At 30.3% G+C, this 16,915-nt stretch carries 14 protein-coding genes; 10 read left to right on the top strand and 4 right to left on the bottom strand.

Annotated features, from left to right (window positions below; all coding sequences use genetic code 4):
- Nucleotides 1-70: 70 nt before the first annotated feature.
- Nucleotides 71-1,678 (bottom strand): MATE family efflux transporter, encoded by a 1,608-nt coding sequence (locus ACWXVN_RS01785; RefSeq protein ID WP_455978918.1) that lies wholly within the window; start codon nt 1,676-1,678, stop codon nt 71-73.
- A gap of 54 nt (nt 1,679-1,732) precedes the next feature.
- The gene (locus ACWXVN_RS01790) at nt 1,733-2,497 is read right to left on the bottom strand and encodes a hypothetical protein (RefSeq protein ID WP_455978919.1); all 765 of its coding nucleotides are present in this window, start codon (nt 2,495-2,497) and stop codon (nt 1,733-1,735) included.
- Nucleotides 2,498-2,573: 76 nt separating this feature from the next.
- On the opposite strand from ACWXVN_RS01790, the gene ACWXVN_RS01795 reads away from it, so the two are divergent.
- Complete coding sequence (locus ACWXVN_RS01795) at nt 2,574-2,726, top strand: hypothetical protein (protein WP_455967704.1); 153 nt, start codon at nt 2,574-2,576, stop codon at nt 2,724-2,726.
- Nucleotides 2,727-2,839: 113 nt separating this feature from the next.
- On the top strand, nt 2,840-3,889 hold the full coding sequence (gene adhP / locus ACWXVN_RS01800) for an alcohol dehydrogenase AdhP (protein WP_455978920.1): 1,050 nt from the start codon (nt 2,840-2,842) through the stop codon (nt 3,887-3,889).
- Nucleotides 3,890-3,933: 44 nt separating this feature from the next.
- Here adhP and rpsD read toward each other — a convergent pair whose 3' ends face one another.
- Nucleotides 3,934-4,533, bottom strand: coding sequence for a 30S ribosomal protein S4 (rpsD, locus tag ACWXVN_RS01805; RefSeq protein ID WP_438341415.1), 600 nt, complete (start codon nt 4,531-4,533; stop codon nt 3,934-3,936).
- A gap of 251 nt (nt 4,534-4,784) precedes the next feature.
- Here rpsD and ACWXVN_RS01810 point away from each other — a divergent pair, with 251 nt between their 5' ends.
- From ACWXVN_RS01810 to gap, 8 genes are all read left to right on the top strand, one after another.
- Nucleotides 4,785-6,497 carry a hypothetical protein gene (locus ACWXVN_RS01810; protein WP_455978921.1) on the top strand — a complete coding sequence of 571 codons (1,713 nt, stop codon included), beginning with the start codon at nt 4,785-4,787 and terminating at the stop codon, nt 6,495-6,497.
- Nucleotides 6,497-7,654 (top strand): tRNA uracil 4-sulfurtransferase ThiI, encoded by a 1,158-nt coding sequence (gene thiI, locus ACWXVN_RS01815; RefSeq protein ID WP_455978922.1) that lies wholly within the window; start codon nt 6,497-6,499, stop codon nt 7,652-7,654. The genes ACWXVN_RS01810 and thiI overlap by 1 nt, the downstream gene beginning before the upstream one ends.
- Nucleotides 7,641-10,628, top strand: a complete 2,988-nt coding sequence (dnaE, locus tag ACWXVN_RS01820; protein WP_455978923.1) for a DNA polymerase III subunit alpha — start codon at nt 7,641-7,643, stop codon at nt 10,626-10,628. Before thiI ends, dnaE begins: the two co-directional genes overlap by 14 nt.
- Nucleotides 10,618-11,499 carry a 5'-3' exonuclease gene (locus tag ACWXVN_RS01825; RefSeq protein ID WP_455967709.1) on the top strand — a complete coding sequence of 294 codons (882 nt, stop codon included), beginning with the start codon at nt 10,618-10,620 and terminating at the stop codon, nt 11,497-11,499. The genes dnaE and ACWXVN_RS01825 overlap by 11 nt, the downstream gene beginning before the upstream one ends.
- On the top strand, nt 11,499-12,050 hold the full coding sequence (gene coaE / locus ACWXVN_RS01830; RefSeq protein ID WP_438341410.1) for a dephospho-CoA kinase: 552 nt from the start codon (nt 11,499-11,501) through the stop codon (nt 12,048-12,050). The genes ACWXVN_RS01825 and coaE overlap by 1 nt, the downstream gene beginning before the upstream one ends.
- Before the next feature lie 72 nt (nt 12,051-12,122).
- Nucleotides 12,123-13,028 (top strand): DnaD domain protein, encoded by a 906-nt coding sequence (locus tag ACWXVN_RS01835; RefSeq protein ID WP_455978924.1) that lies wholly within the window; start codon nt 12,123-12,125, stop codon nt 13,026-13,028.
- Nucleotides 13,029-13,031: 3 nt separating this feature from the next.
- On the top strand, nt 13,032-13,991 hold the full coding sequence (locus ACWXVN_RS01840; RefSeq protein WP_455978925.1) for a hypothetical protein: 960 nt from the start codon (nt 13,032-13,034) through the stop codon (nt 13,989-13,991).
- A gap of 86 nt (nt 13,992-14,077) precedes the next feature.
- A complete protein-coding gene (gap, locus tag ACWXVN_RS01845) occupies nt 14,078-15,082 on the top strand; it encodes a type I glyceraldehyde-3-phosphate dehydrogenase (protein WP_455978926.1) in 1,005 nt (334 codons plus the stop codon).
- 183 nt (nt 15,083-15,265) lie between these two features.
- On the opposite strand, the gene ACWXVN_RS01850 is transcribed toward gap, so the two are convergent.
- Complete coding sequence (locus tag ACWXVN_RS01850; RefSeq protein ID WP_455978927.1) at nt 15,266-16,915, bottom strand: hypothetical protein; 1,650 nt, start codon at nt 16,913-16,915, stop codon at nt 15,266-15,268.

The raw sequence follows: 16,915 nt of genomic DNA on the forward strand, positions 1-16,915 counted from the left end.
TTCAATGCTTAAATGGGAGAAAAATTGCTTTTTTGAGAGATTTAAAAAGCAATAAAAAAACTAGGACAACCTAGTTTTCACTTTGTACTTGTTTTACAGTTGTAATTTTTTCAATTTCGTGGTTGACATTTCTTTTTCAGTCATTTCTGTGTTGTACGACTTCGTAAATTGCTAGCCTTACTAGGTCTCAACAATAGAAAATAAAGTATGCTCAAGCAATAGAAATGTTTGTGTGTGGCACTATTGCAAAACGAATAATAATTAAGAAAATGAATTGAGATCATTGTGCTACTAAAGTAGTTAAACTACTCAAGTTTGAACGCCCACCACTAGCTATTAGTGCATTAGTTGTGTAGAATCAAGCTCATAGTGGATTAACTAAAGCAACTGTCAATAAAGTTCAACAAATCAAATTACTATTTACATTTTTTGCATAGTTACTCATTGCTGTGATTAATGCATCTTTATCTGTGTTAGTTCAATCATATAATGAGTAAAATTTACTTCCTTGAAGATCATTTTGAATTGTTGAAAAGTCTTTATCTTTGTATAGTGTTTGAATCTTTTCAGCTATTCCACCAGACAACATTTCAGTTTGATAAATAATAAATACAAATATCAATAATATTAATGAAAATAAAGCACCCGCTGTAGCATGGAATCCTTTTAAGGCATGAGCATGTTTATCTGCTTCATCAAAATCATTTTTTCCTAGATTTGATGCAACAAACACACTGACATTAGCCCCGCAGGCGACTGTCACCGCTCCAAAAACAGTGGAAATACTTTCTGTTAGTGAAAGCACAGCAGCAGCATTCATATTCATTCATTTTTCGCCTACTCTGCCAGGTATAAATCCATCGTTTCAAATCGGCATTCGCAATGGAATAACAATCATTCCCGCTATTGCAATACCAAATGAAAAACCTCTCTTAAAAAATAAAACTGTAATTTCGCGACTTATTTTAAATAGGTTTTTAACTTTTATTACAATCTCTTTTCTTTTCCTACTCATTCAAAAATTATCCAAAAAGATTGAAATAAAGACCGAAGCAATTGTTCCATAAGCAGCGGAATAAGCTCCTAATTTAAAACCATAGATACAAATAGCATTAATTGTTGCATTGATAGACAAGTTTAAACAAGCAGTAAAGAAAGCATATTTTGAGTGTCCTGTCTCATTCAAAAGTCCATTAGTATTTCAAGCAACTGCCAACAATATTCAACAAATAGCAATCAAGCGGATGTAACTTACTCCGGTGTTAACTGCAGGTTCATCATCTCTTCCAATCAACCGAATCATTTCAGCCGGCATCGACCAAGCACAGATTGCAAAAATTACTCCAATTGACACATAGGTTCAAATTCTTAAAGCCATTATTTGATTAATTTTTGAATATTGTTTACTTCCATAAAATTGTCCTACTAACATTCCGACAATCATATTAATGGTAATGAAAATAGTTGTTACTATTCCTGATCACGTATTAGCATAGGAAAGCGCTGTTGTTCCATTTTCGATTGGAGCAACCATGAAATTATCAATAAAAGAGGTTAAAGAAAAAACTAACTCTGCCACGACTACTGGTAGAGTGTTTTTTAAATATCTTAGTCAATCTTGTTTCGAAGCAGGAAAATGTCTTCGAATAATATTTCTTCTCTTAGTGATTTTCTCCATACTTAAAGTATTGTAACAAAAAAAGCCAGTTTTTGACACTGGCTTAGTTGTTGTCTAGATGTCCCAAATTTTTTCTTTCAGTTCCTTTATCGTCATTGAGTCTTCCAACTGAAATTGATTCAACAATTTTAAAAATTCTTTTTTATGATTCAACAATTTTATCATTTCATCAATATCGTCTCTGCGTTCATCAATTCAGAACATTTTTAAAACATCATCTTTTGAATATTGTTTTAATTCTTTTAGAACTGTTTGCCGACTAATTTCCAGGTTGTATCTTTTAAAGGGGATTTTTCTTTGTTTTTGCATACAAAATAACAAGCATCCCACAAAGCTAGCTAGTGAGCCATCATGGACAAATTTATTTTCTAAAACATTATTTTTAGTATTTGAAAGAATCGCATTTCTTACTTCGGTAAAGTATGGCTGATTAAAATCTTTGTGAGTTATTAAGTCAAGCGATACAGTTGCATGTGATAAGAGCGGTTTTACTTCATTGTTAGGAAAAAGTTCTTTAATTATTTTCTTTTCCAACACTGGGTTGTGACCTACAAAAATAACTTCACTCATTTTTATTGTGTTATCGATGCGGTTAATATCTCTGATTATTGCTTCACGCATTACTTTCATATAATCAGATTTTTTGAAGTCACTTACAAATGTATGAGTTTTTATCACATTAAAATTATTTTTTATTCCCAAAGTATAACAATATGGAGTTCCACTTTTTAGACCAATCATTTTAGCAAAAGGATTAGTTATTGCCTCAAAATCGATATATATTTCAGTTTTTTTGTGATTACTTGACTCTTTTTTCATAACTTTAAATTTTACTTACTTTTAAATAAACATTGTAATTTTGAACCTATTTTTAAAAAAGAATATAATAAGCATTATGAAAAAGAATTCATCAAACAATGTATCAGAAGTAAACACAAAGAAAAGTCCAAAACAAACTTTGAAATTAATATTATCAATTTTATTACCTTTATTTGTTGTTGTGGTCTTTATTGCTCTTTTAAGTTTTTTACCCAACGCTAACAGTTAGAAGTTTTAGAAAAAAGTACTTGTTGTGAGTACTTTTTTTTGATACCTCTTGACTTTAATTTAGGCATTTAATATAATTTAAGTGAAAGAAAAAACATTTAAGGAAGCAAAAAAATGTCTGCAAAAATGAAAGCATTTGTGGTGCGTTTACCACGTCAATGAAGTGTTGAGGAAGTTGATATTCCTGAACCAAAAGAAAAAGAAGTTTTAATTAAAATGGAAACTAGTGGTATTTGTCATACTGACTTACATGCTGCTAATTTCGATTGATTAGTACAACCAAAATATCCACTAATTCCAGGACATGAAGGAATTGGTATTGTAACAAAATTGGGTCCTGGATGCACCCACTTAAAAATAGGAGACAGAGTTTGTTTAGCATGGTTACATGATGCATGTGGACACTGTGAATACTGTTTAACAGGTAAAGAAACTCTATGTCCTAACCAAAATATGTCTGCATATACAAAAGATGGATCATTTGCTGAATATGCAATCGGTCATGAAGACTATGTAGGAAAAGTTCCTGCAAATCTAGATATCATCACCGGTGCTCCAGTTGTTTGTGCTGGTGTTACAACATATAAAGCAGTAAAACAAGCAAAATTAAAACCTGGTGAATATGTAGCAGTTATCGGGGTTGGTGGACTAGGCCAAATGGCAATTCAATATGCTAAAGCAATGGGATATCGTCCTATTGGAATTGACTTATCGGATGACAAGGTGGAACTAGCATTAAAATCTGGTGCTGAATATGCATTCAACTCTAAGAAAGTAAATGCAGTAAAAGAAATTTTAGAAGTTACTGATGGTGGAGTTCATGCGGTAATCAACACATCAGTATCAACAAAAGCTGCTTACGAAGGAATGGAAATGTTACGTCGTGGTGGAAGACAAGTTTTAGTGGGTCTTCCGGCTAAAGACAACTTAGGAAAAGATGAGTTCCCTGTTTCTGTCTTCTGAACTGTATTATTTGAAAGAGAATTAGCGGGTTCAATAGTGGGAACAAGAAAAGATCTGCAAGAAGCTCTTGATTATGCTGCAAGAGGATTAGTAAAAAGTGAAGTTACAAAAACTGTTAGCCTAGAAGAAGTTGCTGATATTTTCGAAAAATTGGAAAAAGGTGAGTTCTTAGGAAGAGCAGTTATTGACTTCAAAAAATAGTTAATAAAAAAGTTCAGGCGCAAGGGCTTGAACTTTTTTGATAATTAACGGTTGTAGAACTCAACGATTAGTGATTCGTTAATGTCTTTATTTAATTCATTTCTTTCAGGTAAACGAGTGAAAGTTGCTTTGAAGTCTTCTCTTTTTACTCATTCAGCAACAGCTCTTTGTTCCATAGCTTCTTTAATTTCTGAGTTATTTCTTGATTTTTCTTTTAATTCAATAACTGAATTTACTGATACTAACATTGAAGGAATGTCAGCCTTGTGTCCGTCTAGTGTGAAGTGTCCGTGATTTACTAATTGACGAGCTTGTGCTCTTGTTTTAGCAAATCCTGCACGGTACACTAAGTTATCTAGACGTGATTCTAGAGTTTGTAGGAAATTTGTTCCTGTAACCCCTGATTTTTTAGAAGCTTTAACGAAAGTATTGTGGAATTGTCTTTCATTTAGACCATACATGTAACGAACTTTTTGTTTTTCGTATAAGTGTAGTCCATAGTCAGTTAATTTTGCACGTTTTTGTCCGTGTTGTCCTGGAGCGTATTTTCTTTGTTTTCCTTTTGCAAATTCTTTATCGTTTTCTAGTAATGAAAATCCGTAACGACGTGATTTTTTAAATAAAGATCCTCTAAATCTTGACATATTTTAATCCTTTCCGCAAGGACACAAAAACTCTTTATAAATGTTTTTTATTTAATGATTTCGGTTTTGACAGCTTACTTACTTTCAAATCTACACGAATTCAAAACAGTTTTATAAATGTTTTATTGCTGTATCAATGCTTTATATATTGTACACTAATTTATTTAAATCAATTAAATACTATATTTACTATTATTTCCCCGTTTTTCTTTTATAACTTGTTTGCTGTTATAAAATTTAATAAAATGAGTATGGACAATCAGACAACGTTAAAAATTTTTATAGTTTTTCTTTTAATTTTATCTTTTGCAGCTCTTGTTATGGCAATAGCTGTTTATGTTTATTTTTACTTTCAGGTTTATCTAAATCAATATTTTCAAAAGCAAAAAAAATGGCTTAGTGACATCAATGCTAAACACTCGAAGACAAATGAAATGCTAGAAACATACTCAAAAAGCAGCCAAAAATATGAAAAAACTTATGAAGTCTTTTTAAGAAATTTCTACCAGTTTGTTTCACTTAAAGACAAAATTTCTTTTAATATGACAAAAGTTTTAATTTTGATCAATAAGAATGCAAATAAGATTTTCAAAGAAAGAATAAAAAATTTCAAAAAAATTCACGATGAATCAAAAGCACTGAAAAAAATGATTCGTGAAATAAAAGTTTTAAGCAAAAGACTGACACACTACACAAAAGAAAAAACATCAGAGACGCAATTGGTATTAACAAGATACCAAAAAGTACTGTATGCTAACTCAGAAATTTCTTCAATAATAGTCCAACAAAGCGATAAACTTACGCTTTTTAAGGCAGAACTAGAATTACTTGCTAAAAAATGAAAAAAAGAAGTTTCATATTTTTCAGAAGACAAGCATTTAAATAATGTAGAACAACAAAATAATTTCAAACTTGAAAAATTAAATTCTATAGTTCAAAACTTATGTCTAATAGTTGGTGAAGGTAAAAAAAGCTTAGATTTTTACAACATGAAGATTCGAACATATGATGAGCGAAGATTAACATACATCATGCAAAACTACGATGTATTTGAAAAATTGTATCAGGAGCAAAAATTAGAAAAAAAAATTTATGCAATAAGAGCAAAAAATAAAGAGATAGAAAAGCTTTTTAGTCAACAAGATTATGTAGCAAATCGTGAAAGAATTCAAACATTACTAAAAGATAATTTCTTACTCATGTCAGAGTTTTCAGCTATTCTTAATTTTGAAAATTCTGCACGTAACTATTTCGAAGAACAAAGTTTTAGTTTAGAACAAATAAACCAAACGATATCAGAGTTAAATAAACGTTTTTTCACACTACAAGAAGATATAAAAGTTTATAAGTTAGATTCAAATTTCTCACACACCAAAATCAAAAAAATAAATCAAATCATGAAAACTAATTTCTACGAAGCAATAGATTTTCTACTGTCTGATAAAACAATTTCTTCTACTCTTCGTTTTAAAAGACTAGAAGAATTTTTAAAGAAATTAGATCAAGCAGACAGGCTTTTATTAGAAATTGATAACGAATTAGAACAACTAAAACAAATTTTAAATACATTCAGTGATTTAGAAAAAAAGGTGATGCAATTATCATTCGAGTGACAAAGCAGTGAAATAGTAATGAATCCACAGCGTAACTTTTATCTCGAAGCAGTCTATAAACAACAAAATAGAATTCAGAATGCATTAGAACAAAATTTAGTGAATTTTGATCAACTTAAAAACGAAATAGACCTTTTTGAACTTCTGGTTAATGGATTAGATGTTGAAAATTTAGTAACAAAGGATGCTAATGATGTTTTCTATGTGATTAGTAATCACCTAAATAGATATCGATCTCATAAAGAAAATATTGCAGCAATGCTAAACGTTGCAACAGTTGAAAACAATTCAGGAAAGTATGTTAAAGCTTTAGAAACAATCAAAGAATTCTTAGCAAAAGGAGAAAATTAATGGAAAAGAAAATCTTACTACGTTATGGTGAATTAACACTAAAAGGTAAAAACAGAGAAAGTTTTATTAAAAAGTTACGTCAAAATTTAGAAAATATCATGGAAGGTGAAGTGGTTTGTAAGTTTGACAGGGGATATTTAGAATATAGCCAGAAAAACATTGAAAACCTAGCATATATTTTTGGTCTTTCAAGCTATAGTGTTATAACTATCACTGCTAACGATTTTGAATCTATTCAGCAAGCGGTTTTAGAAGAGTTAAAGGACAAAAACTTTGAAACTTTCAAAGTGGATACCAAGCGTTCAAACAAAAACTATCCATTAACTTCAAGTGAAGTGAGTCAAAAAATAGGTGGTTTTGTGTTAAAAAACACTGAAAATAAAAAAGTAGCAATGTACAATCCTGATTTAACTATTTTTCTTGAGTTAAGAGGGGATAATTGTTATGTTTTTTCAAATTGACATCAAACAAGAGGTGGAATGCCAGTTGGTATAACTGGAAAAACGTTGCACTTGATAAGTGGTGGGATTGATTCTCCTGTTGCTGCCAACTTGTTACAAAAACGTGGTCTTGTTGTTGATTATTTAAACTTTATTACTCCGCCGCACACAGATGAAAATACAACACGTAAAGTAGAAGAAATCATTCAACAACTCACAAAATTCCAAAGTCATGCAACTTTATTTCAAGTAAATTACACAAAAATAATGAACTATATTGCACTTATAAGCCAACAAAAGTACAAAATTACATTGATGCGTCGTAGTTTCTATCGTATTGCTTCACAAATTGCCAACAAATATAATTACCTATCACTTTCAAATGGAGAAAATATAGCTCAAGTTGCTAGTCAAACATTGGAAAGCATGGCTGTTATTAATGAAGTAACAAATATGCCTATTTTTCGCCCATTACTAACTTTTGATAAACTGGAAACAATTAAAATTGCTCAAGAAATTCACACACTTGAAATTAGTAATCAAAAAGCATGCGAAACTTGCGAACTTTTCGCACCAAAAGAACCAGTGACCAAACCGCATCTAAAAGACGTTCTTAGAGTGGAACAAGAATTGCCATTACTTGCCCAACTTGAACAAGAAGCAGTTGAAACAGTATCGATTTTCAAGTTCAAAAATACTTTAAATGAAACTAATTAATCTTCATACGAACACAACTTTTTCTTTTTTAGAATCAACAATCGAACTAGACAAATTGCTTCAATGAGCTCAAGAAAACGAATTGGATACTGTTGCAGTAACAGAACACAACAACATGCTAAGTTATGCAAGTTTTTGCACTAAAGCTCACAAATTAGGTATTAACACAATTTACGGGATTGATTTAGATGTAACAGTCGAATCAACTGTTTATCGTTTTATTTTATTGGCAAAAAACTTTTTAGGATTGCAAGAATTATTTGCAATCAATTTTGACTTTTTCAAAAACCATAAAGTAGGTTTAGAACAAATTCTAAAAGCTAAAAACATTATCATTATTGACCACCCAACTAAAGGTTTTTTTGTGTCAAATAACTCAGTTTTACTGAAAAAAGAAAATTTTTATACTGGACTAACCGCGGATCTAGCAGAAAAAATTGATATCGATTTTGACAAAAACAATTTTTTATTAGTTAATGAAAACCGATGTTTTGACAGTTTCGAATCTAAAACCCTTTCAACTTTAAATTGAATTAAAACACAAGAGCACGAAAATAAATTAGCCACCGGAATATACACAAGTTTTGAAAATCCGAGTCCAAGAATGGCTCAATTAATTGAGAAAACTAACAATCTTGCCAAACAATTGGTTGTTAAAATTGAGCACAGTAAATTCAAAATGCCAGTCTATCCAAATCCCGACAATGTTTCAAGTACTGAATATTTAAAGAAAATAATTCTTGAAAATATAGATTGAAAATTGAAAGGTAAACAATCACTTTACAACACATACAAAGCCAGAATCAAATATGAACTAGATGTCATCGAATCATTAGGTTATTGCGACTACTTTTTGATTATTTGAGATTTTATTAAATGAGCTAAAGAAAATAATATTTCAACAGGACCCGGAAGAGGTTCGGCAGCTGGATCATTGATTTCATATTTAATGGATATAACTCAAATGGACCCCATTGAATACGGTTTACTTTTTGAACGTTTTTTGAATCCAAAAAGAATTTCGTTGCCCGATATTGATATAGACGTTCAAGATGATAAAAGACAAGAACTAATTGATTATTTAATTAGAAAATATGGAACCGAAAATGTTGCTACTATTGTAACTTTCTCAACACTTGGAGTTAAATCATCAATGCGTGATGTTGCAAGAAGTTATTCAGTCCCTATTCCACAAATTGATTCATTAGCAAGAAAAATTCCTTCCACAGCAAATACATTGCAAGAAGCTTATGACGAAAGCTTCAGTTTTCGAACTGAACTTAACAAATATATTAACAATCAAACAGGCAATAATGACTTGATGGAAGCATATGAAGAAGCATGTCAAATTCAAGGTTTTTATCGTCAAAGTGGTACTCACGCAGCTGGAATTGTCATTAGCCAGGACAAAGTTGTAAATAAAATACCAGTAATGCTTGATAGTCAAGATCACCTACAAACACAACTTTCAATGGATTATCTAGAAGATTTCGGACTACTGAAAATTGATATTTTAGGTTTAAGAACATTGACAATCATTAATGAAATTTTGATGCAAGTTTGAAAAATTAATCCTGACTTTGACATTAATAAAATTGATGTTAATGACAAAGAAACATTCCAACTTCTTTCGGAGGCAAGAACTGCCGGAATTTTTCAACTTGAAAGCCCTGGTATGCGTTCAACATTATTGAAAGTTAAGGTTGATCATTTCAATGATATAGCGGCTATCATTTCACTTTTCAGACCAGGGACTGCACAATATATAGATCTTTATGCAAAAAGAAAAAATGGTCTTGAAATTATCAAGAAAAAAGATCCAGTTTATGACGAAATTATGGCTTCTACTTACGGAATAATGATTTATCAAGAACAAATTTTGCAACTGGTGCAAAAAATTTCAAACATGGATTATGCTGAGGCAGATTTATTGCGTAGAGCAATCTCAAAGAAAAAGATTGAAGAATTTGAAGAATTTAAAGCTATTTTTGTAGAAAAATCAGTCCAAAATGGCTATAGCGAACAATTTGCACTTGACATTTTTAAAGATATTGAGAAATTTGCAGGATATGGTTTTAACAAATCTCATGCTGTTAGTTATTCACTGATAAGTTATCGTATGGCTTATTTAAAAGCTCATTTTCCGCTGGAATTTTACTCAGCTATTATCTCTTCAAGCATTAATTCCTTAGAGGATATGAATAAATATTGTCTCGAAGCACAAGACTTAGGAATAAGAATTTATAGCCCTTCTTTAAATCATAGTTCAAACATTTCAGTAATTGATCGTGAAAAAAATGCCATTTATCTTCCTTTTGCCATGATTAAAGGTTTAGGTAAGGTAACTGAACGCGACATTATCCTAAAAAGACAAGAAAGAGGCGAATTCAAAAACTTATTGGAAGCCATTTTGTGTCTAAGAGAAGCAGGAATCGGTGAAGAAAAAATCAAACTTTTGGTTAAAGCTGGAGTTTTTAGAGATTTCGGCAATCAAACAATGATTTTAAATAATCTAGAAAATAGTAGTGAGTTAAAGTTTGAAATTGCGAATGCCTTTGATGCCAGAAACAAAAAAGTCTTTTGGGACAAAATCGATTGGAATATTAACTTGTTACACTACAAGCAAGATATTGACCAAGAAATGATTAATGAAATTACTTATTTAGGAAGAACCTATAATGTTAGTCCAACTATTGGTTATGAAAATAAAAATTGTAAAATAATAGACATTCATCGGGGAACTCAACATGTTGTCGCTGCTTATGTCAAAGATGCAGTAGTAAAAATAACTAAAACCAATAAACCGTATACTCATGTTGTATTATTAGACTCTAGTGCGACAATTGATGTAAGAATTTGAAAAGAATCTGACATAGTTAATGCTAAAAATAAAGTCATTTATGCAACTTTAACAAAGAAAATGAATGGTGATTGAGTTCTTGGAAAATGAGAGGAGAAACATCGTGAAGAATAAAAGAATTATTGTTGTTGATGGGACATATTTGATGTTTAAGTCATATTATGGAACATTGTATTCAAATCAAAGATTAGAAACATCAACAGGAATTAAAACTAATGCTTTAGTTGGCTTTTTCAATACTGTTTTTAAATTAAACAATTTGTATCAACCTGACCACATTTACTTTTGTTTCGATGCCTATGGAAAAACTTTTCGCCATGAAGAATATTCAGAATATAAAGGACAAAGACCAAAAGCTCCTGAAGATTTTTACACTCAGCTTGTATTAATTAAAGAACTTTTAACCAACCTTAACATTCCTACGTTTGAATATTTAGGCTTTGAGGCTGATGATATTGTTGCTACAATTACAAACCAGACAAAAAACGAAAATTATGTGTTAATTTTTTCAGCAGACCAGGACTTAAATCAATTAATTGACAAATCGGTAGCAATTTTGAAGCCAAAAAACCGTGATTTAGTTGTTATAAATAATAAGAATTTTTATGAAACTTATGGATTCAATCCTTGACAAGTCACTGATTACAAAGCAATAGTTGGTGATTCGAGCGATAACATTAAAGGAATCAAAGGTGTAGGACCTAAAACTGCATGTAAGCTGTTAGAAAAATATGAATCAGTTGAAAACATTTACAGTAATATCGAAAATTTAGATGCCAAAATGAAAACTAAATTCATTGAAGATAAAGAATTAGTTTTCAAAAACAAATTCCTTACCCAGCTTCGTGATGATGTTCCAATTGATTTTAAAAAATTAGAGGCTGAATTTTTGGACTTGCGTATTTCTCCTAAAGCACATGAAATTTTAGAAGAATTAGAACTTAAACAAATTTATCACCGCCTGAAAGATTTGGAGTCAAACTAATGATCGCGATTATTGGAAAAAGTGGTGTGGGAAAAACGACAATTCTCAACATTCTGGAAGCGAAGGGTTTTAGAACTTTTAATGCTGATATTTACGTGAAAAATCTCTATAAAAAAGGTGGTTTAGGTTATAAAAAAATGCAAGAAAAATGGGGTAATTTATACATAAATAATGAAGGGGTTGACAAAAATGCCTTGAGAGCAAGGCTTATTGAAGATCCAAACTTTATAAATGAGGTTGAAAAGCTTATTTACCCCTTGATTGAAGAACATTTAAAATTCAATTATTATGACTTCGCAGAGGTGCCAAATTTATACTCTCCTAATGGAAATTTTGTGGGACTTTTTGACAAAATAGTCAGAATTGAAATGGACGAAAAATATAGACAAAAAAATTTACAAAAAAGAAATGTAAATAAATCTCAAAAAGCGGTGATTGATACTTTAAATAAGGGCTTTTTTGAGAAAAATGTTGTCAATATCAAGTGTAAAAAAGTTACTACAAAAAGGTTTTTTGACAATCTTATGGAAATTTATTTTGCTGCTTTTTAAAATATTGTTACTCTTCAGCGATGAAGGGTCAAAAGTTAAAACAATATTAATATAAAAAGGCAGGACAAAATCATGAAATATGACAGTTTTTACATTGAAAAAAATTTAGTAGTAGATCAAAAAGATTTTGAAATTGTAAGGCTGTTATATCTACCTATTATTGGTGTTGAAGCTTCGAGTTTTTATTGTGCTTTAGTTGATGAAGCAACTCTTTTGCAATCAGCAAGAGTTCGTATTAGTCAAAAAGAACTTGCTTATTTATTAAATATAAGTTCACAAGAATTAATACAAGCAAAAGAAAAATTAGAAGCTGTTGGCTTAATTAATTATTTTGAATCAGATTTATACAATAGTGGGCTAATTGAAATTCGTAAACCAATGGATGTGAAGACATTTTCAAATAGCATTATTAGCAAATCATTAATCGCTAAAATCGGACAACAAAGATTTGACAAAATTCTTAAACACAACGCAATTAATAATTATTCAAGATCAGATTATGCTAACAAAACTAAAAAGTTTACTGAAGTTTTTGCTAATGAAGAACTAGGAGTTTTTGTTTCAAATAATCATGATCTTCGTGCAACCCAACAAATTGATTTAGATGATTTAGAAAATGAAAAGAGATTGTCGCCACGTGATTACATCAAGCATTTAACCAATTTAGAACCTAGTCCTTCGCAAATTAATATGGTTTCAAAACTTTCAGACTTAGGTTTTACTTTTAATGCAATAAATTTATTCATTGATTATTCAATGAAAATTAATAAAAGTATTGTTTGCCAATACATTGAAAAAATTGCTCGTGATTACGCAAATAAAAATATCAAGTCAGATATTGATGTTGAAAACGAATTACAAAGAGCACTTTCATATAAAATTTCAACTAATACTCAAGTTGACACACAATATTTAGTAAGAAAAAGCTTTAAAGAAGAATCAGTTCTAAACTGAGCAGAATTAGGTTTTGAGGATTAATTTATGTCTGAATTAAAACAAGTAAGAAACTTATCTCAATTGTCAGTTTCTGATACTCAGCATAGCAAAAGCTGTCTTGACGCTTACCGTCAAGAGGTTTTTAATAGTGAAATAATCAAAAAAGTAATCAAAAAACTTAAACTGACTGACTGACAAATCAAAAACGGTGAAACAGTTCTCTTCGATTATTATAGCTATTTTAAAACGCATAATAAATTGCCAAATTGAAGTCCGATTTTAAACGCTAACAATTCTCTTGATCGTGATTTTTCAAAAGAAAGTTGATACAAAAGTGCTTTAATGCGCGACAAGTTTTGACTAACCGCAATAACCCCTTTAGAGCGTGACCTTGATTCAATAATTGACAAAAAATTAAAAAAATCTTCGCGTGAAGGTAAAAGAATGATGGACGATTTAGAATCGATTATTTGCGATACTAATTCATATTGAACAAAAGACTTAGATTTACTCAAAAAAGTAGTATCTCCAAAGTATTCTTTACCAGCTTATTCGCTTTATTTAGTAGATTACAACATTTTTCGCTCTTTGACAGTTCTGAAATTTCTAGCTTATCAAGAGGCAAGCAAAGGACACAGTGTAGCACTGTTAGACTACAACGATTTGTATCTTTTTTACTCAAAATCAAGCAATGAAGAAAGAAGAACACTGACAGATTTACTGAGCGAAGTAGATAATTTATACATTAGTGATTTTGGCTCAGGTTCAAAACCAGACTGATATGTTAACTCATTCATAAGTTACATTTTAAGAATCCGTGTAACTTATGAAAAAAGTACTTTTATTACTGCTTCGGATGATTATTTTGATGGAAAATTGTCGCTAATAACCAAAAAATCAAGTGTCGAAGACACACAGAATTCCAAGATAATTCGCAACTTGAAACTAATAATCGACAACGGATTCAAGGTTATTAAACCAAAGCGTTCAAACAAAGCTTTTTAACCATTTTTTATGTCCCAAAACGAACATTTTTTATTTGACATAAGGGGTTAATTTTTTTATAATTAAGTTAAATAATAAGGAGAAATATGCAACCTAAAAAAATAGCTATAAATGGTTTCGGAAGAATCGGAAGATTAGTGTTCCGTGAAATCTATAATGACCCAAATTTAGAAGTTGTTGCTATTAATGATTTAACAGATGCAGCAACACTAGCACACCTATTAAAGTACGATACAGCACACCGCGCTTTTAAACACGACATTAAAGCAGAAGATAATATGCTTGTTGTTGATGGTAAAAAATTCCCAGTTTTTGCAGAAAAAGATCCTTCACAATTACCTTGAAAAGACTTAAATGTTGACATTGTTATCGAAGGGACTGGACGTTTTGTTACTGAAGAAGGTTCATCACTACATCTACAAGCAGGAGCTAAAAAAGTTCTAATTACTGCCCCTGCAAAGAATTCAAAATCAGTAAAAACAGTAGTTTACTCAGTAAATGAAGAAATTTTAACTAAAGACGATGTTATTGTTTCAGCGGGTTCATGTACAACTAACTGTTTAGCACCAGTTGCGAATGTACTTGAAAAAGAATTCGGAATCGTTAAAGGATTCATGACAACAGTTCATGCTTACACAGCTGATCAAAATCTACAAGATGCTCCTCACCGTGACTTACGTCGTGCTCGTGCAGCAGCTCAAAACATGGTTCCTACTACAACAGGTGCTGCAAAAGCAATTGGAAAAGTTATTCCTACACTAAGTGGAAAATTAGATGGTACATCATTACGTGTTCCAACAATTACTGGATCAATTATTGATCTAACTGTAGAACTTGAAAAACAACCAAGTGTTGAAGAAATTAATCAAGCAATTAAAAACGCTTCTTCAGATTCGTTACTATATACAGAAGACGAGCTAGTTTCAAGTGATATTATCGGAACAACTTATGGTTCAGTTTTCGACTCAAAATTGACTACATTTGTAGAACATGAAGGAAAAAGATTATACAAAGTTTTTGCTTGATACGACAACGAGCAAAGTTTTGTTTCTCAATTCGTTAGAACACTAAAACACATGGCAAGTCTATAATTTAGGCACTTCACAAGGACACTTAATGCCCTTGTTTTTTTTTTTTTTTTTTTTATTCTTTGAAAATTTTCCATAGAAGTTTTTTACTTTTTTAACAAAAAAACATTTTCTTGAGTGCTAACAATCAGTAAAAGTTCACTTTTTATCTAATGTGACTAAAAAACATTAAAAAAAATGGCATTATTAGCCATTTTTCGAACTCAGTACTTTAGAAAGTGAAACGGAAATATTTTTTTTATCTTTCTTGTTTAAAAGTGAAATTACTTTCTTAAAGAACTTTTTAGTTTGTGCAATATCTTTTTTATTTTTCAAAACTTGATTATAGAATACTAATTCGTCTTCATTCTTGTCAAATTTTATTCCTAGTCATTCACTATTATCAAACACTACTTTATACACATATTGATTTTCATATGAACGATAATCTTTCATAGGTATTTGATTAAAAATATAACGATTAGCAATTTTTTTAAGTTGCACTAATATTTCAAGAAAATCTTTTACAAACTTTCTATTAATGGGCACTCTGAAAATGTCCACTATTTCATTACTATATAGTTTGTTTTGTTCTTTAAAAACCTGTTTAATGCTCTTATTTTGACTTTTGAAATAGTTAAGCATTTCAATCATAGTAACAAAGAACATTACAGCATTGTTCTCATTCATTAAAGGTTTTTTTACATACATTGCACCATCTTCATCGAAGCTCATGAAATACTGTGCTCTAATCGATAAGAAATCTCTTTTATCTAAAAATATTTTTTTGTGAATGTTACCATAATATTTTTCGTCCAATTTATAGATATTGTTTCTTAAAAAAGGACTAATGTAAATTTCTTTATAACGTAAACTCTTTTGATTTTGTTTCATTTGACTTCCGACAAAATCTAAATAAGCCATAATCAAGTCATTAGGATTTATTTTCTTATAAAGGAGTAAAAATCTCCTTTGATAAATATTTAAAACTTTTATTTCAGGATTAAAAACAAACAAAAAGTTATCATGCTTATAATTGGATTTTTTGAATTTTAAAAAATCTTTATTGAAAATTAGAGTTGCATTTTTATGAGTTTTTTTGGTTTTCAAGTAAGAATAACTATAGTCCATCTTACCTAGTATTTTTTGCACAGCTAATTGTGAAGCAGGATTATTTACTAGTTTGATTTTTAGTTCTTTTTTGTCAAAAGGTCTAATTTGCAATTTAAGAATTTCACTTACATATTCTTCCATTAACATGTCTACTTTTAGATAAAAGAAATCATCTAAAAGGCTTGGTGTTAAGAAGATGTTTACATTTTGTAAGTAGTAATTGTAAAGTTCATTGATATCTTTGTCAAAAAAACGTCTTAATTTTTCATCAAAGAAGTACAGTGCTTTTGTTTTGTGTGACTGACTAAAATCACTGAAGAAAACTAGATTATGCAAGTCTTTTGTTTTTTGCATCACGTAAAAGGCAAAGTCTTTTGAAACATGAGCAGATTTTTCAAATAAGTAAACCTTGATATTTGAAGCCATCAAGACTTGACCGAACTCGTTGATTAAGCGGCTGAATTGAGCATCACTTCCATCAGAAGCTAGCAAAATTCTTATTGGTTGTGTGGAATCATATTTAGATTTAAGGAAATTGGCATATGAGTGTGCTAAGCCCCTGATTGTTGCTTCATTGAATTTATTGTATCCATAACCAGTTTGAGCGACGAAAACTCCTTCGTTTATTTTAATATCTTGATAAAATTCACTGTTTTCATCAGCTGACTGGTATTTTTTTATTTGTCTAAGAGCTTTACGATTTTTACCATAAAACTCACATCATAATTTATATTCTTTTTGCAT

It is taken from the genome of Mycoplasma sp. 4044 (assembly GCF_053851695.1).